18 protein-coding genes are annotated in these 23,264 nt (G+C 63.7%); 1 reads left to right on the forward strand and 17 read right to left on the reverse strand.

The features are described 5' to 3' along the window. Window positions 1-86: 86 nt before the first annotated feature. Genes HNQ95_RS00095 through aptA form a run of 3 tightly spaced genes read right to left on the reverse strand, consistent with a single transcriptional unit; the run spans window position 87 to window position 2,973 of the window. Window positions 87-1,337, reverse strand: a complete 1,251-nt coding sequence (locus HNQ95_RS00095) for a Zn-dependent hydrolase (protein WP_067960275.1) — start codon at window positions 1,335-1,337, stop codon at window positions 87-89. Between the two features lie 11 nt (window positions 1,338-1,348). Next, the gene (locus HNQ95_RS00100; RefSeq protein WP_067960273.1) at window positions 1,349-1,648 is read right to left on the reverse strand and encodes a cupin domain-containing protein; all 300 of its coding nucleotides are present in this window, start codon (window positions 1,646-1,648) and stop codon (window positions 1,349-1,351) included. Continuing rightward, on the reverse strand, window positions 1,645-2,973 hold the full coding sequence (aptA, locus tag HNQ95_RS00105; RefSeq protein WP_067960270.1) for an omega-aminotransferase AptA: 1,329 nt from the start codon (window positions 2,971-2,973) through the stop codon (window positions 1,645-1,647). The genes HNQ95_RS00100 and aptA overlap by 4 nt, the downstream gene beginning before the upstream one ends. 239 nt (window positions 2,974-3,212) lie before the next feature. On the opposite strand from aptA, the gene HNQ95_RS00110 reads away from it, so the two are divergent. Next, window positions 3,213-3,848 (forward strand): TetR family transcriptional regulator C-terminal domain-containing protein, encoded by a 636-nt coding sequence (locus tag HNQ95_RS00110; protein WP_154386372.1) that lies wholly within the window; start codon window positions 3,213-3,215, stop codon window positions 3,846-3,848. Between the two features lie 140 nt (window positions 3,849-3,988). Here the strand turns inward: HNQ95_RS00110 and HNQ95_RS00115 are convergent, their stop codons facing one another. The 14 genes from HNQ95_RS00115 to HNQ95_RS00180 form a co-directional block, all read right to left on the reverse strand. Further along, the gene (locus HNQ95_RS00115) at window positions 3,989-4,585 is read right to left on the reverse strand and encodes an EF-hand domain-containing protein (protein ID WP_210283690.1); all 597 of its coding nucleotides are present in this window, start codon (window positions 4,583-4,585) and stop codon (window positions 3,989-3,991) included. Window positions 4,586-5,000: 415 nt separating this feature from the next. Beyond that, window positions 5,001-5,378, reverse strand: coding sequence for a DoxX family protein (locus HNQ95_RS00120; protein WP_182573205.1), 378 nt, complete (start codon window positions 5,376-5,378; stop codon window positions 5,001-5,003). Window positions 5,379-5,450: 72 nt separating this feature from the next. After that, window positions 5,451-5,897 (reverse strand): carboxymuconolactone decarboxylase family protein, encoded by a 447-nt coding sequence (locus HNQ95_RS00125; RefSeq protein ID WP_210283696.1) that lies wholly within the window; start codon window positions 5,895-5,897, stop codon window positions 5,451-5,453. A gap of 8 nt (window positions 5,898-5,905) precedes the next feature. Continuing rightward, window positions 5,906-6,430 carry an RrF2 family transcriptional regulator gene (locus HNQ95_RS00130; RefSeq protein WP_182573207.1) on the reverse strand — a complete coding sequence of 175 codons (525 nt, stop codon included), beginning with the start codon at window positions 6,428-6,430 and terminating at the stop codon, window positions 5,906-5,908. Between the two features lie 91 nt (window positions 6,431-6,521). Next, window positions 6,522-6,929 (reverse strand): AprI/Inh family metalloprotease inhibitor, encoded by a 408-nt coding sequence (locus HNQ95_RS00135; protein WP_182573208.1) that lies wholly within the window; start codon window positions 6,927-6,929, stop codon window positions 6,522-6,524. A 97-nt stretch (window positions 6,930-7,026) separates the two neighbouring features. Further along, window positions 7,027-7,416, reverse strand: coding sequence for a nuclear transport factor 2 family protein (locus HNQ95_RS00140; protein WP_182573209.1), 390 nt, complete (start codon window positions 7,414-7,416; stop codon window positions 7,027-7,029). 12 nt (window positions 7,417-7,428) lie between these two features. Further along, window positions 7,429-8,742, reverse strand: a complete 1,314-nt coding sequence (preA, locus tag HNQ95_RS00145; RefSeq protein ID WP_067960262.1) for an NAD-dependent dihydropyrimidine dehydrogenase subunit PreA — start codon at window positions 8,740-8,742, stop codon at window positions 7,429-7,431. An 11-nt stretch (window positions 8,743-8,753) separates the two neighbouring features. After that, complete coding sequence (locus HNQ95_RS00150; protein WP_067960259.1) at window positions 8,754-10,106, reverse strand: NAD(P)-dependent oxidoreductase; 1,353 nt, start codon at window positions 10,104-10,106, stop codon at window positions 8,754-8,756. Window positions 10,107-10,720: 614 nt separating this feature from the next. Then, entirely contained in the window at window positions 10,721-12,856 is a 2,136-nt protein-coding gene (locus tag HNQ95_RS00155; protein ID WP_154386328.1) for a dipeptide ABC transporter ATP-binding protein, read from the reverse strand. An 11-nt stretch (window positions 12,857-12,867) separates the two neighbouring features. Further along, a complete protein-coding gene (locus tag HNQ95_RS00160) occupies window positions 12,868-14,025 on the reverse strand; it encodes an ABC transporter permease (protein WP_067960251.1) in 1,158 nt (385 codons plus the stop codon). A gap of 12 nt (window positions 14,026-14,037) precedes the next feature. Beyond that, window positions 14,038-15,072 carry an ABC transporter permease gene (locus HNQ95_RS00165; RefSeq protein ID WP_182573210.1) on the reverse strand — a complete coding sequence of 345 codons (1,035 nt, stop codon included), beginning with the start codon at window positions 15,070-15,072 and terminating at the stop codon, window positions 14,038-14,040. A 100-nt stretch (window positions 15,073-15,172) separates the two neighbouring features. Further along, the gene (locus HNQ95_RS00170; RefSeq protein WP_067960245.1) at window positions 15,173-16,825 is read right to left on the reverse strand and encodes an ABC transporter substrate-binding protein; all 1,653 of its coding nucleotides are present in this window, start codon (window positions 16,823-16,825) and stop codon (window positions 15,173-15,175) included. Between the two features lie 274 nt (window positions 16,826-17,099). Beyond that, window positions 17,100-21,269 carry a translocation/assembly module TamB domain-containing protein gene (locus HNQ95_RS00175; RefSeq protein WP_312870900.1) on the reverse strand — a complete coding sequence of 1,390 codons (4,170 nt, stop codon included), beginning with the start codon at window positions 21,267-21,269 and terminating at the stop codon, window positions 17,100-17,102. Between the two features lie 11 nt (window positions 21,270-21,280). Then, a complete protein-coding gene (locus HNQ95_RS00180) occupies window positions 21,281-23,143 on the reverse strand; it encodes an autotransporter assembly complex protein TamA (protein WP_246340502.1) in 1,863 nt (620 codons plus the stop codon). Window positions 23,144-23,264: the final 121 nt, after the last annotated feature.

Here is a 23,264-nt window from a genome sequence, read left to right on the forward strand (position 1 = left end):
GGCAGACACTCCACGCAGGCCAAGCGCAAGCCGCCCTTCCCCGTGATGGGAAAGGGCTGCGAGCGTGGAGATGTCGGCCCAAAGAATCACTCAACGATCTCCGCGGTCTCGACCACGGCGTGGAACAGCACGTCGCAACCAGCGGCGGCCCATTCCGGATAGATCTCTTCGTCTTCGTTGTGGCTCAGCCCGTCGACACATGGGCAGAACACCATCGCCGTCGGCGCGACGCGGTTTATCCAGCAGGCGTCGTGGCCGGCACCCGAAACGATGTCGCGGTGGCTGTAGCCGAGCCGCTCGGCGGCGTCGCGCACGGCCTTGACGCAGCTCTCATCGAAGGCGACCGGGTCGAAATGGCCGACCTGCTCGATCTCGTAGGAGATATCAAGCGCCTCGCAGATCGTGGCGATGCCCTCGCGGATGCGCCCGTCCATGGCGTCGAGCACTTCCTTCTCCGGCGAGCGGATGTCGATGGTGAAGACGGTTCGCCCGGCGATGATGTTACGCGAGTTCGGATAGACCTCCATGTGGCCGACGGCGCCGACGGCGTCGGGCTGGTAGTCCATGGCGATCTCGTGCACCAGCTCGGTCACCCGCGCCATACCGAGCCCGGCATTGCGGCGCTTGTACATCGGCGTCGAGCCGGTATGGGCCTCACGCCCCGTCAGCGTCACCTGCAGCCACTTCAGGCCCTGGCCGTGGGTGACGACGCCGATGTCGATGTCCTCGTCCTCGAGGATCGGCCCCTGCTCGATATGCAGCTCGAAGAAGGCCTTCATCTTGCGGGCGCCGACCTTCTCGGTGCCCTTCCAGCCGATGCGCTCGAGCTCGTCGCCGAAGCGCGCGCCATGGGCGTCGGTGCGTGCGTAGGCATAATCCTGGTCGAGCACGCCGGCGAATACGCCAGATGCCAGCATGGCGGGGGCAAAACGCGTGCCTTCCTCGTTGGTCCAGTTGGCGACGACGATCGGATGCCTGGTCTTGATGCCGAGGTCGTTGAGCGTGCGCATCACTTCGAGGCCGCCAAGCACGCCGAGCACGCCATCGAACTTGCCGCCCGTCGGCTGGGTGTCGAGATGGCTGCCGACATACACCGGCAGCGCATCGGGATCGGTGCCTTCGCGACGGGCAAACATTGTGCCCATCTCGTCGACGCCCATTTCAAGCCCGGCCGCGTCGCACCATTTCTTGAACAGATGGCGGCCCTCGCCGTCCTCGTCGGTCAGGGTCTGGCGATTGTTGCCGCCGGCAATGCCGGGGCCAATCTTCGCCATTTCCATCAGCGAATCCCACAAACGCTCTGAATTGATTCGTAGATTTTCGCCTGGTGCGGACATGGTTCGGACCCTTATGCTTTCAACTCGACTTCAACGAACGACATTGGCTTGTCGCCGGCATTGACCACATTGTGCTCGACGCCCTCGTCGCGCCTATAGGCGACGCCGGCAGCCATGTCGACGCGTCGCGTGCCGCCGCCGGGCTCTTCCAGCAGGAAAGCGCAAGGCGTGATCGTCGTTACGACATAGTCCATGCCATGGCGGTGCCAACGCGTTTCCGCGCCGGGATCGAAATCCCAGCGCGTGACGCGGACCCTGTCGTCGTCGACGAGCACTTCGCTCGTCGCCTGCTGCCGCGCCTGGTAGGTCAATCCACCATCCTCAGCACTTCCCGGACGTGGTCGATCAGCTCGTTGATCTGGCCCTTGGTGATGATCAGCGGCGGCGACAGGGCGATGATGTCGCCGGTCGTGCGGATCAGCGCGCCACGCTCGAACGCCTTGACGAAGGCCGAGAAGGCACGTTTGGTCGGCGCGCCAGCCATCGGCTGCAGCTCGATCGCGCCGATCAGGCCGATGTTGCGGATGTCGATGACATGCGGCTCGCCCTTGAGCGAATGCAGCGCCTCCTCCCAGTAGGATGCAAGCTCCGCGCCGCGGGTCAAAAGGCCCTCTTCCTTGTAGGTGTCGAGCGTGGCGAGTGCCGCGGCCGAGGCAATCGGATTGCCCGAATAGGTGTAGCCGTGGAAGAACTCGATCATATGCTCGGGGCCGGTCATGAAGGCGTCGTGGATCTCCTTCTTCACGAACACGGCACCCATCGGGATGACGCCGTTGGAGACGCCCTTGGCGGTGGTGATGATGTCGGGGATGACGCCGAAATAGTCGGCCGCGAACGGCGTGCCGAGACGGCCGAACCCGGTGATGACCTCGTCGAAGATCAACAGGATGCCGTGTTTGGTGCAGATGTCGCGCAGCTTCTGCAGATAACCCTTCGGCGGGATCAGCACGCCGGTGGAGCCGGCGACCGGCTCGACGATGACGGCGGCGATTGTCGAGGCGTCATGCAGCGTGACGATGCGCTCGAGTTCGTCGGCCAATTCTGCGCCATATTCCGGCTCGCCCTTGGTAAAGGCGTTCTTGGCCGGCAGGTGGGTGTGCGGCATGTGGTCGACGCCGCCAAGCAGCGTGCCGAACATCTTGCGGTTGGTGACGATGCCGCCGACCGAGATGCCGCCGAAATTGACGCCATGATAGCCGCGTTCGCGGCCGATCAGGCGGGTGCGCGCGCCGTCGCCCTTCACCCGGTGATAGGCCAGCGCCATCTTGAGCGCGGTTTCGACCGATTCCGAACCGGAATTGGTGAAGAAGACGTGGTCCATGCCCTTGGGCGCGATGTCGACGAGGCGGTTGGCCAGCTCGAAGACGATCGGGTGACCCATCTGGAAGGCCGGCGCATAGTCGAGCTCTGCCGCCTGCTTCTGGATCGCCTCGGTGATCTTGGGCCGGCAGTGGCCGGCATTGACGCACCAGAGACCGGCGGTGCCGTCGAGAACCTTGCGGCCGTCGCTCGAGGTGTAATGCATGTCCTTGGCCGCAACCATCATGCGCGGCGACTGCTTGAACTGCCGGTTCGAGGTGAACGGCATCCAGAATGCGCTGAGATCGTTGGGCGTAACTTTGAGCCTGTCCGACATGACCAAGCTTTCCTTTCTTCCCCTGTTTAGGTACGGCCAACGCTTGGTCTTCGGTGCGTTTTCATGCTACGCAATTTTTTGACCGAATGGACAAACGTTAGCACCGCCGCATTGGCGGTCAAGGGATTACTACCGGAAATGCGGCTTCTGAGGCGCGCTCCACAGGTCGGCAAGAACTGGTCCAGCGGATTGGTCCAGATGCGATCTCCGTCCACCCTCCAATGCGGGATGTCATGACCATGGAAGGCTCGACACCGCGCGGCCGCACCCGCATCCAGAAAGAGAAGCGTGAGGTCATCCTCGAAGCCGCCCTGGAGGTGTTTTCGACCAACGGCTTCCGTGGCTCGACCATCGACCAGATCGCCGAGGCGGCGGGCATGTCGAAGCCCAATTTGCTCTATTACTTCAGGCGCAAGGAAGACATCCACGAGACACTGATGCACCGGCTGCTCGACACTTGGCTCGCGCCGCTGAAGGAGCTCGACAACATCGGCGACCCGATGACCGAGTTGCGCAGCTACATCAGGCGCAAGCTCGAAATGGCGCGCGACTATCCGCGCGAGAGCCGGCTCTTCGCCAATGAAATCCTGCAAGGCGCGCCGCGCATCATGCCGATGCTGGAGGGCGAGCTGAAGGAACTCGTCGACGAGAAGGCCGAGGTCATCAAAGGCTGGATGCGGGCCGGCAAGATCGCCAGGACAGACCCCTGGCACCTGATCTTCTCGATCTGGGCGACGACCCAGCATTATGCCGATTTCGACGTCCAGGTCCGCGCCGTGCTCGGCCCGGACCGTGGCGGCGACGGCCGCTTCGAGGATGCCGCCCGGTTTCTCGAACAGCTGTTCCTCGAAGGGCTCAAGCCGAAGGCTGGCTGACCGCGCTATCACGCCACTTCCGTGTCGTTTCCAGCGATCCTGCTCGAACACAAGGCCGTGGGTCTTCTCTCGGAGGCGCGATTGCGCGTCCTTGGGACGGTTTGGCACTCCAGCCACGGCGGCCGGAGCGCCGTCACCCACTACTCCTTCGGCGCCATGAACTCCTGGGGCGACAATCTGCCGTCGGCGTCGCGGTCGAAGGCGGCAACGAGATCAGCGCGATCGCCGTCACCACCGACCTCTCCCGGCGACAGGAAGCCGTCCTTGTCAGCGTCGACGGCAGCGAAGGCCCGGTCGACCAGCGCCCGGTGATGCGCCTCGAACTCCTCGAAGTTCAGCTTGCCGTCGCCGTTGAGATCCATTGTCCTGAACTGGCCGGCGCGATCCTTGGCGCCGCCGCTGTCGGGCACGCGCACTGACAATACCACCGGCTTGTCCCCCGTCTCGGGTGCCGCACGCATGACGAACATCAGTCCCGGCTGGGCCTTGTCAGCCTTGGGCGGTGCCGGCGGTTCGGCCGTATTGGCCGCTGGCCCGATCCGGAAGGTTCTTGACAATGTTCCGCCAAACTCGTCGGCGCTGAGCGCGCCATTGCCATCGGCGTCGGCTTCCTTGAAAGCGACCTGGAGGTCCGGCAGTGCGGTGGCTGGCGAGACGGCGAGCCCGACGCCGCCTACGGCGACGAGGGTGGCAAAAAGGGCCATGGATGGCCGGGCGTAGAGGCGAAGTCTGGTCATGTTTCTGTCCCATGCTGAGGGGGTTGAACATGCCGCTTCGGACAGATAGGCGTCGATGAAACCGCGCACGACCTCGCTGGCCGGCCTCCCCTCTGCCCGACTGCGGGCCATCAGGGCCTGCTTGGTTTCGTGCGGAATCCGGATTTCCAGCGTTTCGCTTTTCTTGGGCGTTCTGGTCATGGCGTGTCTCGTCTTCGCCGTCGGCTTGGCGGCCCGCCAATGAGGACAGGCTGCAGCGTTCATTGAAACATCAGAGGCGTCCCGATGCAGGCGTTTTCGTGTCCGGACAAGGTGATTTCACCTTGTTTGAAGAGCGCAACGCCGCTGACCACAGGCCTTTCTCAAATCAGGAAAGCACTTTTTCTGGCATGACTTGGCAGCACAGATTGAATCTGTTCCTTCGCTGCAAAGCGGCTTAACCGCCTGTTGCGATCACCATCAGAAAACTGCCGGCCAGCGCCACGTTGCTGACCACGCCATTGATTCGCGAGGCGCGATCCGGGCCCTGATGATCCCAGAAATTGTTGAACATCAGCGTCCCGGCAATCAGGAACACGATCAGGGCCGCGGCCGCATAGGCGGCGTGAAAGCCGACGACCAGCATCAGGCCGGCGACGATTTGCAGAATGATCCCGGCCCATAGGACGAGATGGGCCTGCGGTACGCCGCGCGCAGTCATCATGCCAGACAAAAGCTTGGTGTTGGCAGTGTTGCGCAGTCCGGCAAAGACGAAGGCGCCGCCGAGCAAAAGACGGCCGACTGCGGTAAGCACGGAAATATCAGTTTCGAACATGCACAGCTCCTTGCGCGGCCGCCATCGGCGACCGCTGAAAATACGTCTGATTTTTTGGGAAGGCTGGAAAACTCAGGCGGCCTTGGCGTCGGCGACCGGATGGACGGCATGGAACGTCACGCAAAGCCGGTTCCAGGTATTGATCATACCGACCGCCATGGTGAGCTTGACCAGTTCCTCACCGGAGAAGTGCTTTTGCCCCTCGGCATAAAGCTCGGCCGGAACACCGGCATCCGCAATGTTGGTGACCGCTTCTGTCCAGGCAAAGGCCATGCGCTCACGCTCGCTGAAAAGCGGTGATTCCTTCCATGCCGCAACGAGCCAGAGGCGCTGCTCGGTCTCGCCATCCTGCTTGGCCTCGCGGCTGTGCATGTCGACGCAATAGGAGCAGCCGTTGATCTGCGATGCGCGCAATTTGATCAGGTGCAGCAGGCTGTGCTCGAGGCCGCATTCATTGATTGCGGTGTTGAGCGAGACCAAGAGCTTCGTCAGGTCAGGTGCAGCGGTGTAGAAATTCATCCTTGGTTTCACGGTATCTTCCTTTCGTTGATGGTTCTCTTTTGCGGCCGCTGGTTCAGCGCGACGAATGCGCAACTGGCGGCAACGATGCGCTGGTCGGTGTTCTCGCTGAAGTCGGAGACGATGTCGGACAGCTTTGTGCCTGCAAGTGCGGCGCGATAGGCACGCTCGGCCTTGAGCATGGCGACATTTATGCCGCAGGGCTTCACATAGGCCGAGGGGTCGAGGGCATATTTACCCTTCTGCCTGATCTCGCCGCAGCGGAACGCCGGCTCCCTGCCCTCGACCGCCAGCACGATGTCGAGCAGCGTGATCTGCTCGGCCGGCTTCGCCAGCCTGTAGCCCCCACTCGGACCCGGCAGCGATTCCAGCACCTTCGCCGCCGTCAGCGCCTTCAAGTGCTTGAGCAGGTAGCTCGGTGACAGGCCGAAGGCTTCGGCCATGGCATTGGCGGGCAGCGTGCCGTCGCCATCGACGCCGGCCAGCATCGCCGCACAATGGATCGCCGCCTCCACGCCATCACCGAGCTTCATCGTAGTCTCCTTATCGTGGATATGTAATATCGCGGATAAATAATATCCGCAATAGGCGCATGCGAACAATCTGGGAAAAACCGTCCACGGCTCACTTCTTCGGCAGCTGCTCGATGGTGAAGATGCCATCGATCTCCTGTGCCGCGATGTAGGTCACGTCGGGTGTGTAGAAACGCAGGCGCATCTGCCTGACGGCGTCGACGAGGTCGATGGCCCAGCCTTCCTTGAGACGCCAGGCGGCAATCTCGTCCATAACAGGAAAGGCTTTGGCGCAGGCCGGGTCGACATCGATCTGCAAGCCGCCGATGGTCATCTCGCGCTCGAGCACGACATCGCAGCTCCTGTCGCCGGCCTCGTTGCGGATCCGCCATCTGCCGAGAAAGCCGTCAACCTCGGCCTTGTCGAGCGCATCGAGGTCGAGCGACTGAAGATCGTCGGCCCACGCCCCACGCGAAAGCAGGCTCGCCGCGATCATCACCCCAGCCCCGATCAAACGCATTGCCTGCCCCCCTTCGCTCGCCGCGACGATATCGGCACAGGCGCGCCTCTGTCGAGACTGTCGAGCGGGCATTCAGCTCAGTTGGCAGGAGCGACTGTCAGTCGTCATCGGCCGCACTTTGTGCTGTCGGCTTCACGCGGCTGAGCACACATTTCCAGCTGTTTCCGTCGCGAACGAAGACATCGCTTGTCCATTCGTCGGCAGCAAAACGCTGTCCGCGAATATGACCGTTGTTGATCACCCGGGCGGTGTAGACCGCAGTCGCACCGTAAAACGCGACCCTGGCATCGCCGACCGTATGCATCATGTCGTGGGTGAGATCGCCCGAGGCGACAAGGCCAAGAAAATCCGCCCTGGCGGTCGCGCCGTCGGGGCCGATGATCACCCAGTCGTCGGCCATGAAGGGGCCGATGGCGGCAGCATCGTTGGCAACGATCGCCTCCGCCCAGGCAAGAGCGAGTTCAACGATCTCGCTCCTGTCGTCCATGGTTTGCCGCCCCTACTCCGCCGCCACCTTGGCCATCGGATTGTTGGGGTGCGTCGTCCAGTTGGCATAGTGCGGCGACACCGGCTTTCCGGTGCGCTTGTCCATGGCGCCCACGGCCAGCGGTTCCATGGTGATGCAGCCGTCGACCGGGCAGACATTGACGCAGAGATTGCAGCCAACGCACTCTTCCTCAATCACCTCGAAATGGCGCGCGCCGTCGAGCATGCTGGTAATTGCCTGGTGCGAGGTGTCCTCGCAGGCGATGTGGCAGCGGCCGCACTTGATGCAGGCGTCCTGGTCGATATGCGCCTTGGCGACGTAATTGAGGTTGAGATACTGCCAGTCGGTGACATTGGGCGTGGCGCGGCCGACGATGTCGTCGAGCGACTTGTGGCCCTTCTCGTCCATCCAGTTTTCGAGGCCGGCGATCATCTCCTGCACGATCTTGAAGCCATAGGTCATGGCGGCGGTGCAGACCTGCACGTTGCCGGCGCCCAGCGCCATGAATTCGGCAGCATCTCGCCAGGTGGTGATGCCGCCGATGCCGGAGATCGGCAGGCCCGCGGTCTCTGGGTCGCGCGCGATCTCGGCCACCATGTTCATGGCGATAGGCTTGACCGCAGGACCGCAATAGCCGCCATGCGAGCCCTTGCCGTCGATGGTCGGCATCGGCGCGAAGTTGTCCAGGTCGACGCCGGTGATCGAATTGATGGTGTTGATCAGCGACACGGCGTCGGTGCCGCCCGCGAGTGCCGCCCGTGCCGGCTTGCGCACATCGGTGATGTTGGGGGTCAGCTTGGTGATGACCGGCATGCGGGTGTTCGCCTTACACCAGCGCACGACCATTTCGATGTATTCGGGCACCTGGCCGACGGCGGCACCCATGCCACGCTCCGACATGCCGTGCGGACAGCCGAAATTAAGCTCGATGCCGTCGGCGCCGGTCTCCTCGACGACAGGCAGGATCGCTTTCCAGGCTTCCTCGACGCAGGGCACCATCAGCGACACGACGATCGCCCGGTCAGGCCACTCCATCTTGGTCTGCTTGATCTCGCGCAGATTGGTCTGCAGGTCGCGATCGGTGATCAGCTCGATGTTGTTGAGGCCGAGCAGGCGCCGGTCGGCGCCCCAGATCGCGCCATAGCGCGGACCGTTGACGTTGACGACGGGCGGGCCTTCTTCGCCCAAGGTCTTCCAGACCACGCCGCCCCAGCCCGCCTTGAAGGCGCGGACGACATTGTAGGCCTTGTCGGTCGGCGGGGCGGACGCCAGCCAGAACGGATTGGGCGACTTGATGCCGACGAAATTGTTGCGGATGTCTGCCATCTTGTCCTCCCTCAGCCGACCAGGGCGCGGTGGATGGATTCAGCCGCGTCGCGCCCTTGCGCCACAGCCGAGACGGTCAGGTCGTCGCCTCCCGCAATACAGTCGCCGCCGGCCCAGACCTTGGCGAGCGACGTGCGGCCTTCGCCGTCGACCTTGATGCGGCCGCCGTCCATGGCAACCGATGGACCACTGCCGTTGAGCGCCGAAGGCTCGAAACTCTGGCCGATCGCCTTGAACACCTGGTCGGCAGCAAGGCGCACGGTCTCGCCGGTGCCGGAGAGCTTGTCGCCCTTCATCGCAGTGTATTCGAGTTCGATGGCGACGACTTTGCCGCCTTCGGAGATGACCTTCTTCGGCTGCAGCCAGTGACGGATGACGACGCCATTGGCTGCCGCCAGATCCTGCTCGAATTCCGAGGCATTCATATGCTCCTGGCCGCGGCGGTAGCAGATCGTCACCTCTTCGGCTCCGAGCAGCTTGGACTGCACGGCAGCGTCAACCGCTGTCATGCCGCCGCCGATGACGACTACGCGGCGCCCGACCGGCAGGCCCGCGAGATCGCTCGACTGGCGCAGCGTCGAAATGAAGTCGACGGCGTTGGAGACACCCGAGGCGTCCTCGCCTTCGGCGCGCAGCGCGTTGACGCCGGCAAGGCCGAGGCCGAGGAATACCGCATCATAAGAAGCGGTGAGATCGGCGAGATGGTAGTCGCGGCCGAGCGCCTTGCCGTTCTCGGTCTTGATGCCGCCGATCGCGGTGACGTAGTCGACTTCGGCCTGGGCGAAATCGTCGGTGCTCTTGTAGGCGGCAATGCCGTATTCGTTGAGACCACCCGACTTCGGCCGCGCCTCGAGGATGGTCACGTCGTGGCCGTGGCGCGCCAAGCGGTGTGCGGCGGCAAGGCCCGCCGGGCCGGCGCCGACGATGGCGACCGTCTTGCCGCTCGGCTCGGCGCGGCTGTAAAACTGCTTGCCCTGCGCCATGGCCACATCGGTGGCATAACGCTGCAGGCGGCCGATCTGCACCGGCTTGCCTTCAGCGACCTCGCGGACGCAGACCTCCTCGCACAACGTTTCGGTCGGGCAGACGCGCGCGCACATGCCGCCGAGGATGTTCTGGTCGAAGATCGTCTTGGCCGATCCGATCGGATTGCCGGTCGAAATCTGGCGGATGAACATCGGGATATCGATCGATGTCGGGCAAGCCTGCATGCAGGGCGCATCGTAGCAGAAATAGCACCGGTCGGACTCCACCAGCGCCTCGTGATGGTCGAGCGGCGGGTGCAGGTCGGAGAAATTGTCGGCGTATTGTGCAGGCGCAAGGCGGCCGCCGACGATGCCTTCCTTGAAGTGACCTTCTGCCATTCCAGTTCCCCAATTTATTCTCATTTTGAGGAAGCGTAGCACGTTCTGTTTTTTTATCAATTGGTCAATTTTTTGCGTAAGTATCTGCTTTTACACAAAAATAAGATGATTATTTTGGTCATGATTTGACGATTCTGGGGCGTTCGCTTCCGTGGGGATAGGTGGGGCGTTGGTGAGACTTTCACCCGATGCGGGAGAAGGCAGGTTGCGCGCGTCAGAGTTGCTGACAGGTGAGCGTCGAGCGTGCCCCACGAAGCCAACCTTTGGCGCTGCGATCCGTCACACCCCCCGCTGACCTGCCGGCTATCTCCCCCACAAGGAGGGAGATCAGTCACGTCGCCGGCGGCGCTCGTCCTGAGAAGTTGCAAGGACTGCCCGTGCTGTCGGCTATGTTGGTGATTGGTTGCAGGGCAGATGACGCCCTGATCTCCACCCTTGTGGGGGAGATGCCCGGCAGGGCAGAGGGGGGTGTGAAGGATCGCGGCTAGGCGTTCTGCGGGAGTTCCGCTTGGCGATTGGTGTTAAAAAAGCGAGCGAGGAGAACCTCGCCACGCTCTCACCTGGTCAAACCGACGGTGTCACCTGCCCGTCAAGTTCCTCCAACCGCCCGCCCCTCACGCCTCCGGCGTAATGTCGTGCGCGCCTGAAGTCGCGCCCTTGCCGAGGCTGATGACCGGTTCCATGGCGTCGAAGGCGCTGGGCGGGAGGTGGCACTTGATCTGGTGGCCATCGCCGAACTCGCGCACCGGCGGCACCTGGGTTTCGCAGAGATTGCCCGGCACCTGGCTCTTGTAGCGGCAGCGGGTCTGGAACGGGCAGCCGGACGGCGGGTTCATCGCCGAGGGGATGTCGCCTTCGAGCACGATGTGCTTCTTTACCACCGACGTGTCGGCGATCGGGATCGCCGAAAGCAGTGCCTCGGTGTAGGGGTGATAGGGCGGGGAAAATATCTGGTCGGTGGTGCCCTGCTCGACGATGTGGCCGAGATACATGACCACGACGCGGTCGGCGATATAGCGCACGACGCTGAGATCGTGGCTGATGAACAGCATCGTTGTCTTCGACTTGCGCTGGATGTCCATCAGAAGTTCGGTCACGGCCGCCTGAACGGAGACGTCGAGTGCAGAAACCGGCTCGTCGGCGACGACGACCCTGGCTTGGCCCGCGAAGGCGCGGGCGACGCCGATACGCTGCTTCTGCCCGCCCGACAGCTGGCGCGGCATGCGTTCGGCGAAAGCGCGTGGAAGCTTGACGAGGTCGAGCAGCTCCAGCATGCGCTGCTTGCGGTCGCCAGCTGTCTTGCCGACCTTGAACTTCTCCAGCGTGCGCACGATCTGCGAGCCCACCGAATGGCTGGGGTTGAGCGTGTCGAACGGGTTCTGGAACACCATCTGGATCGACGCGACGGTGGCGACGTCGCGGTCCTCGATGCCGGTAGACTGGATCTCCTTGTTGCCGAGCAGCACCTTGCCGGAACTCGCGGTCTCAAGGCCGAGCAGCACCTTGGCGAGCGTCGACTTTCCGCAGCCGCTTTCGCCGACGATGGCGACGGTTTCGGATTCGCGCGCCTCGAAACTGATGGTCTCGTTGGCCTTGACAACCCTGCCCTCGGCTCCGCCGAAGACCTCGTTGCCGCCGACGCGGTAATATTTTTTGAGGTCATCGATCTTGAGCACCGGCGCGCCCGGCTTGACCGGCTCGTGCTTCTTTTCGGCGCCCGGCGGCATCGCAGCCCAGTCGATCTCGTTGAAGCGCACACAGCGGCTGAAATGGCCGTCATGGCCGGCCACAGGGATCATCGGGATCTCGGCGGCGTTGCAGACGCCTTCGACGAAATGGTGGCAGCGCGGGCCGAAATTGCAGCCCTTGGGACGCTGGTGCGGCAAGGGCAGCTGGCCGGGAATGGCAACCAGCGGGCGCGAGTTCTTGTCGGCGCCGGGCAGCGGGATCGAGCGGAACAGCCCTTGCGTATAGGGGTGGCGCATCCGGTCGAAGACGTCCTTGATCGAGCCGGTTTCCACCGCCTCGCCCGAATACATCACCGTTATGCGGTCGCAGGTCTCGAGGATCAGGCCGAGATTGTGCGACACGAAGATCATCGAGGTGCCGAACTGCTTGCCCAACCCCTTGACCAGTTGGACGATGCCGGCCTCAACGGTGACGTCGAGCGCTGTCGTCGGCTCATCGAGCAAAAGCAACGCCGGATTGGACAGCAGCGCCATGGCAATGACGATGCGCTGCTGCTGGCCGCCGGAGAGCTGGTGCGGGAAAGAGCGCATCATGCGCTCGGGGTCGGGCAGCTTGACGGAGCGGACCATTTCGAGTGCGCGTTTGTAGGCCTCCTCCTTCGACACCTTGTCGTGGATCATCGGCACTTCCATCAGCTGCTGGCCGACCTTCATCGCCGGGTTCAGGCTGGCCATCGGCTCCTGGTAGATCATGGCGATCTTGTTGCCACGGATGGAGCGCAGCTCGTCCTCGGACATGTCGCCCATGTCCTTGCCTTGGAACTTGATGCGGCCGCCGACGATCTTTCCGATGTTGGAGAGGTCGCGCATGATGCCGAGCGACACTGTCGACTTGCCGCAGCCGCTTTCACCGACGATGCCCATCGCCTCGCCCGGCATGACGGTGCAGGAGAAGTCCATAACGGCGGGGATCTCGCCGCGACGGGTGAAGAACGAGATCGACAGGTTTTCGATCTCGATGATCGGTTCCTGGGCGGTGGCGTTTCTGACGGTCTCGTTCATGACGCTCTCCTTCAGTCCTTCATCGATTGTTCGCGCAGCGCATCGGCAAGAAGGTTGAGGCCGAGCACGAAGGACATCAGCGCGATTGTCGGCGGCAATGCCGGGTGGATGAAGGAGCGCAGCAGGCGGCTGGCGTCCTTGATCGCGGTACCCCAGTCCGGGCTTTCGGGTGCCAAGCCGAGGCCGAAATAGCCGAGCGTGCCGAGCAGGATGGTGGTGTAGCCGATGCGCAGGCAGGCATCGACGATCAGCGGCCCACGCGCGTTGGGCAGGATCTCCCACAGCATGATGTACCAGGGCGTCTCGCCGCGGGTCTGTGCGGCGGCGACGTAGTCGCGCGTCTTGATGTCCATGGTCAGGCCGCGGACGATGCGAAACACGCCCGGGCTGGAAGCGAAGACGACGGCCACGAAGATGTTGAGCTGGTTGGGATCGATCGAGATGATGCCGAGCGGGTCTGCGTTGAAGACCAGTCCGACATAGACCCAGCCGCCGAGCAGCAGGGTGAGCCCGAGCAGCAGGTAGATACGTTCGGGCCGGCTCTTGAAGCGGGTGTAGAACAGCACAGAAAAGAAGATGATCGGGAACAGGAAGAACACGCCGGCCATGGCATAGGGAATCGGCGTGTCCATGATGCCGGGGGTGACCAGCAGGTAGAACAGAAGGATCACCGGGAAGGCGAGCACGAGGTTGGCGAGGAAGGACAGGAACGAGTCGATCCGTCCACCATAATAACCGGCCGGCAGGCCGAGCGTGATGCCGACCATCAGCGCGAAGGCGGTCGCGGCAGGTGCGATGATCAGCACGATCTGGCTGCCAAATACCATGCGCGAGAACACGTCGCGGGCGAGCTTGTCGCCGCCGAACAGATAGACCTGCTTCGACGCGGGTTCGATGGCACCGGGCAGCGCGTCCTTCATGACAGGGATCTGGCTGAGCGGATCGAAGGGCGCAACCTTGGCGGCGAAGATCGCCGTGAACAGCCAGAAGAAGCAGATGCCGACGCCGGCGATACCGACGCCCGAATCGAAGAGCTGACCGTAGAGGCCGAGATGCTTGCGGAAGTTGAAGCTAGCGACCAGCACGATGGCCATCGCCAACCACACCGGCCAGAAGCGGGCGAGCACGCCGAGGACAACCTGGAAGGCGCCGATATATTCGAGCTGCATGCGGCTGTCTCCCTACTGAACGCGGATGCGTGGATTGAGGTAGGCGTAGCCGACATCCGAGATCAGCTGGGTGATCAGCACGATGAAGACCGAGACCAGCGAGCAGCCGAGCAACAGGTCGATGTCGTTGTTGCCGGCGGCTTCGACCAGCGTGTAGCCGAACCCCTGGTAGCGGAACATCACCTCGACGATGACGACGCCAGTGAGCAGCCAGGGGAACTGCAGCATGATCACGGTGAACGGCGCGATCAGCGCGTTGCGCAGCGCGTGCTTGACCACGACATTGCCGAAGGACAGACCCTTGAGCCGGGCGGTGCGGATATATTGCTGGGTCATCACCTCGACCATCGAGGCGCGCGTCATGCGGGCGATGTAGCCGATGCCGTAGATGGCGAGCGTCATGACGGGCAAGGTGAAGTTGTAGAAGGTGATACCCTGGCTGGCGGAGGCCGCCGAGCCGTTGAGCCAGCCCAGCCACGAGGCGAAGATGACGGTGAAGATGACGCCCGAGACATATTCAGGCGTCGCGGTCGTGGCGATCGAGGCGACCGACAGCGTCCTGTCGGTGCGCGAGCCCTCGCGCATGCCGGCGAGGATGCCGATCAACAGCGATATCGGCACCATGGTGACGAGCACCCAGAACATCAGGATGCCGGTGGCGCCGAGTGCGGGGAACAGCTTGGTCGCAACCGGCGTCTTGAATTTGGTCGAGCAGCCGAAATCGCCCTGCAGGATGCCGGAATAGGTCGGCTCCGCCGCCTCGTTGCAGAAGCGGAAACGCGGCACCGCCTGGCCGGTGGCCGGGTCGATATTGGGCTGTTTCTGGACGACGCCGAGCCACTGGCCGTAGCGGACGAAGAAGTTCTGGCGGTAGCCGTTGCGCTGCAGCCAGCTTTCGAGCTGTTCGGCCGTCGTGCGCATTTTGGTCTGGCTGATCGCCAGCTTCTTCAGGTTGGGCTCGAGATTGATGAGAAAGAACACCACGAGGGTCAGGCACAGCATGGTCAGTGCCATGGTGCCGAGGCGGCGCGAGATGAAGGATAGCATTGGCGTCCCCTGCCTTTGTGGGTTTGGGGTCCGTGGCGATCAACCCGGTTGCGGAAGGCGGGAGGGGTGCAGGACACCCCTCCCTGAATTGCGGCCCGGCTCAGGCCTCGTCGAGCCACACCTTGCCGTAATCGTGCTCGAAGGTCGGATGCATGCCGCCACCCTTCACCGCAGCGACCGAGTGGTTGTAGAGCTTGCGCCAGAACGGCTGGATGATGATGCCGGAATCCTGCAGGGTCTGTTCGATGTCCTTCATCATTTCCTTGCGCTTGGCGACGTCGGCGACGGCAAGTGCGGCGTTCAGCTTCTTGTCCCACTCAGGGTTCGACCAGGCGCTTTCGTTCCAGGCTTCACCGGTGCGGTAGGCCAGCGCCAGGACCTGCACGCCGAGCGGGCGCATGTTCCAGTTGGTCATCGAGAACGGGTACTTCGTCCAGTCGTTCCAGAAGGTCGAGCCGGGCAGAACGGTGCGCTTGACCTTGATGCCAGCCTCGCGCAGCTGGGCGGCGATGGCGTCGCCGGTGTTCTTGTGCCAGTCCTCGTCGACGGTGATCAGCTCATGCTCGAAGTCGGCCTGGCCGGCTTCCGCCATCATCGCCTTGGCCGCCGCCGGATCGCGGGCCTGCTTGGGCAGCTCGAAATATTCCGGATGGATCGGCGCGACGTGGTGATTTTCGGCGACGGCACCCGCATTGCCATAGCCGAGCTGCAGCACGACCGCGTTGTCGACGGCCTTGTGCAGCGCCTGGCGCACCTTCTGGTCGTCATAGGGCTTGTTGGCGACGTTGGTGCGGGCGACGATGGTCGCCGCGGTCACGACTTCCGACTTGACCAGGCCGAGGCCGTCAAGGATCGACACGTAGTCGGCCGAGGTTTCGAAGTTGGTGTGGACTTCGTTGGCCTCGAAGGCGCTGACCATGGCGGCCGGATCGGTGCCGTAGTCGATCAGCTCGACGCCGTCGAGATAGACCTCGCCGTTCCACCACTTGTTGTCCTCGCGGCGCTTGTAGACCACCTTCGAGCCGACGTCATAGGAGACGAGCTCGAACGGGCCGGTGCCGATCGGGCAGGCTTTGAAGTCGCCGCCCTTCTCATCGAAGGTCTTGTGGACGATGAGGCCGGGATAATCGCAGAGGTTCGGGATGATCGAGATGTCGGAGGTGGTCAGCTTGAGCTTGACCGTCATGTCGTCGACCTTCTCAACCGAGCCCTCGCGCAGCTTGCCGGTCTTCTCGTCGACCAGCGTGCCGAGGCGGCCTGGCATCGAATTGCCTTCTGCGCTCTTGTCGGCCCAACGCGTGAAGTTGAAAATCACGTCGTCGGCGTTGAACACATCGCCGTTCGACCAGGTCACGCCCGGACGGACATGCAGGACATATTCGGTGGCGTCGTCATTCACTTCCCAGCTGGCCAGCAGATAAGGCTCGAAGGTGTATTTGTCGGTGTATTTGACCAGCGGCTCGATCGCCTGGCGCTCGGCATTGGCGATCTCGGACCAGTCCGCCTTGCGCGGATCCTTGGGGTCCTTGATCCACTGTGCAACCTTCAGGACGCCGCCTTTCTTGGCTTCCTGCGCCTGGGCTTCGACAGGCATGGCAAGACCGATCATGCCATAGGCCATGGCTGCGGATGCGCCAAAGGTCGTTGCCATCGCGAGGAACTCGCGACGGTCCATCTTGCCGTCTACGACAGCACTTGCCAGCTCACGGATGTGGCCGGGAACAAGATCAGAGTTGCTCTTGTAGAATGTCATTTCCGTCTCCCATTGCAGCTGTAACGTTACCATTTCGCATCCGATTGCCGTTGTCAAAACGGTCGGACGTCATCGTTCCCATAGGTAAGTCTGCAATTTTGAACGGAGAGCAGTTCGCGTGATAGCGACAGAGTTGGCGCAAAAATGGTAATGCGTTGCGGATTCGTCGGAATCTTCGCCCCAAGCTAATATGCCCGGGTTCCGACAATCGCCGGCATTGCCACGACACATCGCCTGATATGTCAGCGCAGGGGTTACCCGAGCGGCAGCCCGCTCAGTATTCCTTCTCGTAGAAGATGCCGCCCTTGGCCTCGCCGGAGTCCGTCGCCTGGCCGCGCAGCTTGACGCCGCGGCCGACATTCAGGTCGATCGTCGCCTTGCCCGAGCCAGGCTGGTCGCCGGCCTCGATCGACAGATAGGTACGGTCGTTCAGATACTTGCCGACGGCAACCGAAGTATCACCTTGCTCGTTAGTCTTGATGTCGAGGTCGTCGACGCCGAGCGTCGCACGCAGGCTCGACAGCAGCGACGTCGAACCACCGATGCCGGCCATTTGGGCAGCGGCGTCGGCAAGCTGGGCGATCTGCAGCGGCGACAGATTGGACATCGAACGGCCGAAGATCAGCCGCGCCAGCACTTCGTCCTCCGGCAAAGCCGGAACCGAGGAGAAGGCGAATTTCGGATTGTTGGCCTCGCCCGAGATGCCGATGGTGACGGTGGCGTCGCCGGCTGTCGTCTCGGCGGCGAAGTTGATCGTCGGCACGAGCGAGCCCGAAAAACCGACCGAACCCTGGGTGAAGTTGAGTCGCTTGCCCAGAATGGACAGGCGGCCACGGCGCAGCGTGAACTCACCCACCGCCTGCGGCGATGCCGACGAGCCCGACAGGCGCAGCGAGCCACCGAGCTCGGCGTCAAGACCACGGCCCTGGACGAAGATCTGGTTGGGCGCGTTGACGGTGACGTCGAGCATCAGCGCGCCGCTGCCTCCGCTGGCCTTCGCCGGCGGACGCATCGCGTCCTGCTGGGCGACGACCGCCTTGGGCGCGTTCTTGTGCTTGACGTCGACGGCGGTCAGCGCGCCGGGGAACTTTTCCGGAATGCTGATGACGGTGCGTGCCAGATTGATTGTGCCCGACAGCACCGGCGCCGAAACCAGCGGTCCTTTGATCGCGATGTCGCCGCCAAGATTGGCGGTGACGACGCGGCCGTCGGTGTAGCGACCGTCGGTCAGCTTGATGGAGATGTCGGCCGGGAACCCCTGCGCCGCATTGGTGCCGACAGTACCGCTCGCGGTGAGCTGGCCGCCCGTCGACAGCGCGCCGGTCAGGCGGTTGATACGGGCAACGCCGGCGGCAATGCCGATGTCGAGATTGATGTCGTTGATGGCGATGCCCGACTGAGCAATCAGAAGCCGCGCACCGGAAGCGCGGATGCTGCCGCCGATGACAGGTGACGTGGCGGGGCCGCGCACCTGGACGTTGACGTCGGCGGAACCGTTCAGCGCCATGCCCTGGGCGGCCAGCGTGCGGCCAAGGAACTGGAATGGCACGGGCCCCTGGAAATTGAGGTCGAGCGCCACCGGCTTGGCAGTGGTGACGACACTGCCGCCCCCCTTGATCGCGAGGCCCGACCCTTCGCTGATCGTCGACTGGAAGGTGAGCTTGCCACCGGCGAAAGTGCCGGTCGAGCCGATGTTCATGGCGCCGAAGCCGGCCCCCGTTGTCTGTGCGGTCGCGGCACCCGCGACCTTGAGGTCGTAGCCGACTGTCGGATTGGCGGCAGCGCCCGAGACCTTGACCGTACCCGAGATCGAACCGGCGGCACCAAGACCAGGCGCGAAGGAATTGGCAAGCGAAGCCGGCACATTGGCCAGCGTGGCGTTGAGGTTGAGCGCCGAGCCCGCCGTGCCGGAGACAGTCGCCGTGCCGCCGCCGAGATTGAGCGCAAGCTTGTCGAGGCTCGTCGTACCGCCTGATATCGAAACCGTCGTCGGCCGCGCGATGGCGGCCTTGATGCCACGCATGACGGCTTCGCCCGAGGCGAGCTCGATGGTGGTGGTGCCGCCAGCGAGCTTGACGCGACCGGCGGCCTTGGCCGGAATGTCGGCAACGGTGGCGCCACCGGAGAAGCCGGTCCATTCGCCATCACGCTTGAGGTCGACATCGATGCCGGAAATGACCGTCTTGCCCGAGGTCACCGACTTGGCCTTGATCGTACCAGAGATCGCCGGCGCCTTGAGGTAGTTGAGGATGTCGGCGTTGATGGAAACGCCATTGGCGGCGAGATCGCCACGCTTGAGCGAAGCGGTGCCCAGTTCAAGGCGCGCCTGCGGGACATCGCCTGAACGCGTGAAGTCGATCTTGCCGCGCAGATCGCCTTCGGCCTTTTCGAGCGCAAGTGCTGCAAGTGGGCCGATATCGGGCATGTTGATGGTGACCGTGCCGAGCGGCGCGAAATCCTGGTCGAGGACCAGGTCGCCCGACAGCTTGTTCTCGCCCAGCGACAGCGACAGGCCCTTGATCTCGCGCTTGCCGTCTGATGTGGCGAGCACGGCACTGCCCTGGAGCGGTTGACCGGCGACGTTGCCCGAAAGTGCCACATTGGCGGCCGGGTTGGCCGGGTCGACCTTGCCTGTTGCCTTCAGGCTGAGCCCGGTGATTTCGCGCGCCGCCGCTTCGATGCGGTCGCTGGTGACGGTCAGTGAGATGTCGGGGGCGGTGCGCGCGCCCTTGGCGGTCAGGGCGAAATCCACCGCACCCTTGGCATCCTTGGACAGAAGCGAGATGTCGGCGAAGGAACCCTCGAGGTCGGCATCGACATCGGTGCCTTTCATGCGGGCCGTGCCGCTGGCGGTGAGCGCGCCCGAGGTGAATTCGATGGCGTTGGCGGCGAAGCTGCCTTCGGCATCGCGGCTCGCGGTGGCCGAAAACTGCGTGCGCTCGGCGAGCGCAATACGGACGCCTGCCGGCAGCGCGCTGGAAGCTACGTCGGCCCTGACGCCGAGTTCGAGCGACAGGTCAGCCAGGTTGAGCTTGGCGTTCAGCGCGCCGTTGAGCGTGTCGCTGCGGATCGTGCCTTCGTCGACGGCGACCTGATCCTTGCTGATGGAGCCCGCCATGTCGACCGCGACACGGCCGGCGACCAATGGTGCAAGCGTGGCGACATCGGTCTTGAGTTCGGCGACGCCGAGCTTGATCGACAGCGGGCCGCTGCGGTTGGCAATGTCGAAGCCTTCGGAATGGGCGGCGGCGGCGATGTCGCGCAGCTCGGTATTGCCGGCGATGACCGACAGCAACGAGGCGCTGAAATCGACCCCCGGCTCCTTGCCGTCGCCGAAGGCGCGCAGGCTGGCGGCGTTGATGGCAACGGTGACCGGCTGGGCATCGCTGCCGAGGCTGAGCACGATCGGCCCCTCATTGGCCTTGACGTCGAGCGACAGGTCAGTGGCACCTTCCGGATCGAGCGAACCGGCTGCTGTGGCCGTCAGCGCGCTGCTGGCGACGGTGGCGCGTTCGATGTCGAGGCCGCCCGTCGTCGTGCGCGTGCCGGCGACGTCGAAAGTGGTGTTGCCGGCGAGCAGCGGCTTGAGCGCTGCGGGCAGGAAATCCTCGAAGGCGCCGTCGCCCTTGGCCGAGATGACGTTGCCGTTGTCGGTCAGCTGATGGGTGCCGGAAATCCGGGTGACGACCTTGCCATCGACGGCGAAGGTGCCGTTGCCGCTCCAGTTGGCAGCAGGCCCCTCACCCGCAACGACGAGTTCGACCGCCGGCTGGTTGGGCAGCTTTAGGATATTGGCGATGATGCCGCCAGCAGGCTCAGAGGCGCGGATGTTGAGCGCGATGCGGTTGTCGGCGGGCGCAAAGGCGATGTCGGCGTCGACGACGCCCTGCTTCCCGTCGCTGCGCGAAACGTTGAGCTTGGTCTCGATGCCCAGCGGCGAACGGTCGGCGCGCAGCATGCCCTTGGCGGCAAGCTCGGCGATGCCGGTTCCAGCCAGCGCTTCGCCGAGCGCGATCTCGGGCAACTCGATCGCCTTGATGTCGACGGAAACCGGCAACGACAGGCCGCCACCGCTGCTATCCTTCTTCGTGCCGCCCTGCGGCAGGCGGGCAAGCTCGATGCGGTCGGCGGCGATCCTGCCGGCGCGGAAGGTGCGCGACAGAAGCGCCAGCGGCGACCAGTCCACAGAGACGCCGCGCAGAGCGAGCCATGCGCCCTGGGCGTCTTCGATGACCACGTTGTCGAGCCGGAGATTGCCCGACCAGATGCCGTTTAGTCCGCTCAGCCTGATCTTTTGGTCGGGCGTCGAGGCGACGCTGGAGATCAACCCAGCGAGGTTTTCGCGGCCCTTCGAGGTCAGCGTGAAGACGGCGGTGGCGCCAATGACGAAGGCCAGCACGACAAGAACCGCGATGCGGAGGATGCGCAGGATTTTCTTCAGCATAACCATCGCGGTCAGAACGCCTGGCCGACGCCGGCGTAGAAGCCATAGCTGGGGTCGCCCGGCCCCGGATTGAGCGGCACGGCGACGTCGACACGCAGCGGGCCGAATGGCGTGAGATAGCGGACGCCGATGCCGGCGCCGACCTTGACGGTTCCGAAATCGGGGAACTGCCTGGCGGAAACCGTGCCGGCGTCGATGAACGGCACGATGCCGATCTTGTCGTTGTAATTGTAGCGGATCTCGACCGAGGTCTCGGCATAGGACAGGCCGCCCGTCGGCTTGCCGTTGATCTCCGGGCCGATGCCCTGGTAGGCGTAGCCGCGCACCGAGCCGCCGCCGCCGGAATAGAAGCGCCGGTCGGCCGGCACGTCGTCGAGGCCAGCGCCGAGGATCGAACCCATGGCGACGCGGCCGGCGAGAACGAACCGGTTCTGGTCGCCAAGGCCGTAATAGGCCGAGCCCTCGCCCTTCAGCTTGACGAAGGCGTTGCCGTTCAGCGCGTCATAGGTCGGCTCGACATAGGCGAGCGCGCGGAAACCGCGTGTCGGGTTGAGCTTGTCGTCGCGATTGTCGAAGGCATATTGCAGCGGTGTCGAGACCAGCAGGTAGCGCTTGCCATCCGGATTGAGTGCGTCCTCGATGTCGGAATAGTCGACAGCGAGCGAGGCCGAGACGGTCTGCTGCCTGGTCAGCTCGTAGGAGACGCCAGCATTGCCCTTGACCGAGAAGATGTCATAGGCATCGGGGTGCTCATAGGACGCCTTGAGGTTGGCGAAGAACTTCGAGGCAGGCCCGATGACGCCAGGCTTCTCGAACATGATGCCGGCATTGTAGTTGAGCTTGCCGAGTTCGGTGGTGTCGCTGATGCGGCCGATCGAACCGCTGATGCGCAGCTTTTCGGCACGGCCGAACAGGTTGCGGTGGCCCCAGTAGCCTTCGAGCCCCGCACCTTCGGTGTTGGAATAGGTGGCGCCGGCTCCGAAATAGCGCATCTTGCGCTCGCTGACGCGGACGTCCATCGGGATGTTGCCGGTCGGATCGAGCGCCAGCGCCTCATTGATCGACACCGAGCTGAACACTTCGAGCGCCAGGAGGCGGTTGCGTGCCTCCTCGATTTCCTTGGGCGAGTATTTCCGGCCGGGTTCCAGCCCCGTCATGTAAACGGTGAAGTCGCGATCGACCGCCTCGGTGCCTTCGACCGTCGTTGCGCCGTAACCGGCGATCGGGCCTGCGGCAACGTCGAGGGTGACGTCGAGCGTGGTGGTAGCGTGATCCGCGACGATGGTCCGGCTGGTCACCTTGGCGAGCGGCCTGCCCTCTTCCTTCAGCGCGCGCACGATGCCGGCCTCGGCCTTCAGGATGGCGTCGGAGGCGGCATTGCCGCCCGCGATCAGGCCGAAATCTGCGCCCCTGATGTTGGCGGCATCGCCCTTGAGCACAATATCGCCGAGCGTGAACATCGAGCCGGGCTGGACCGTAATGCTGACCGGGACGGGCTGTGGCCCGTCGAAGACGGCGTCAGGAGCGAGGTCGTCGAGATTCTTGCCGGCAATGGAAATGGTGACGACGCCATCATAGTGCGCCTTGGAGAACAGTGCGGCGACGAGGCGCTCGCGGTCGTTGCGCGCCTTGGCGAGCAGGCCGAGCGAGCCGGAGACCGGCCGATCCTCCTCGCCCTTCAGCAGCGAGGCGTTCTCGATCGCTTCCTTCAGGTCATCGTCAGTGGTGTCGACTTCGAAGGTAACGGCATAGTCGAGCGGGTCGACAACGTCGGCGTCGTCTTCCTTCGACGAGCCCCACAGCTTGATCCCGAAGATTTCGAAGGCTGAGGCGCCCTGGGTCTCCACGGCCAGGATGCCTGAAGACAACAGCATTGCAACTGCCGCGCGCGGAAGCGCACGGGCGATCGTTGGTCTGTCGAATCCACGCAAACGCCGCACAAACATCAAGGCACCGTAACCTCCAATCCTAAAATTGGAATGAAGTTTCTGGCAT

It is taken from the genome of Aminobacter ciceronei (genome assembly GCF_014138625.1).
Taxonomy (GTDB): domain Bacteria; phylum Pseudomonadota; class Alphaproteobacteria; order Rhizobiales; family Rhizobiaceae; genus Aminobacter; species Aminobacter ciceronei.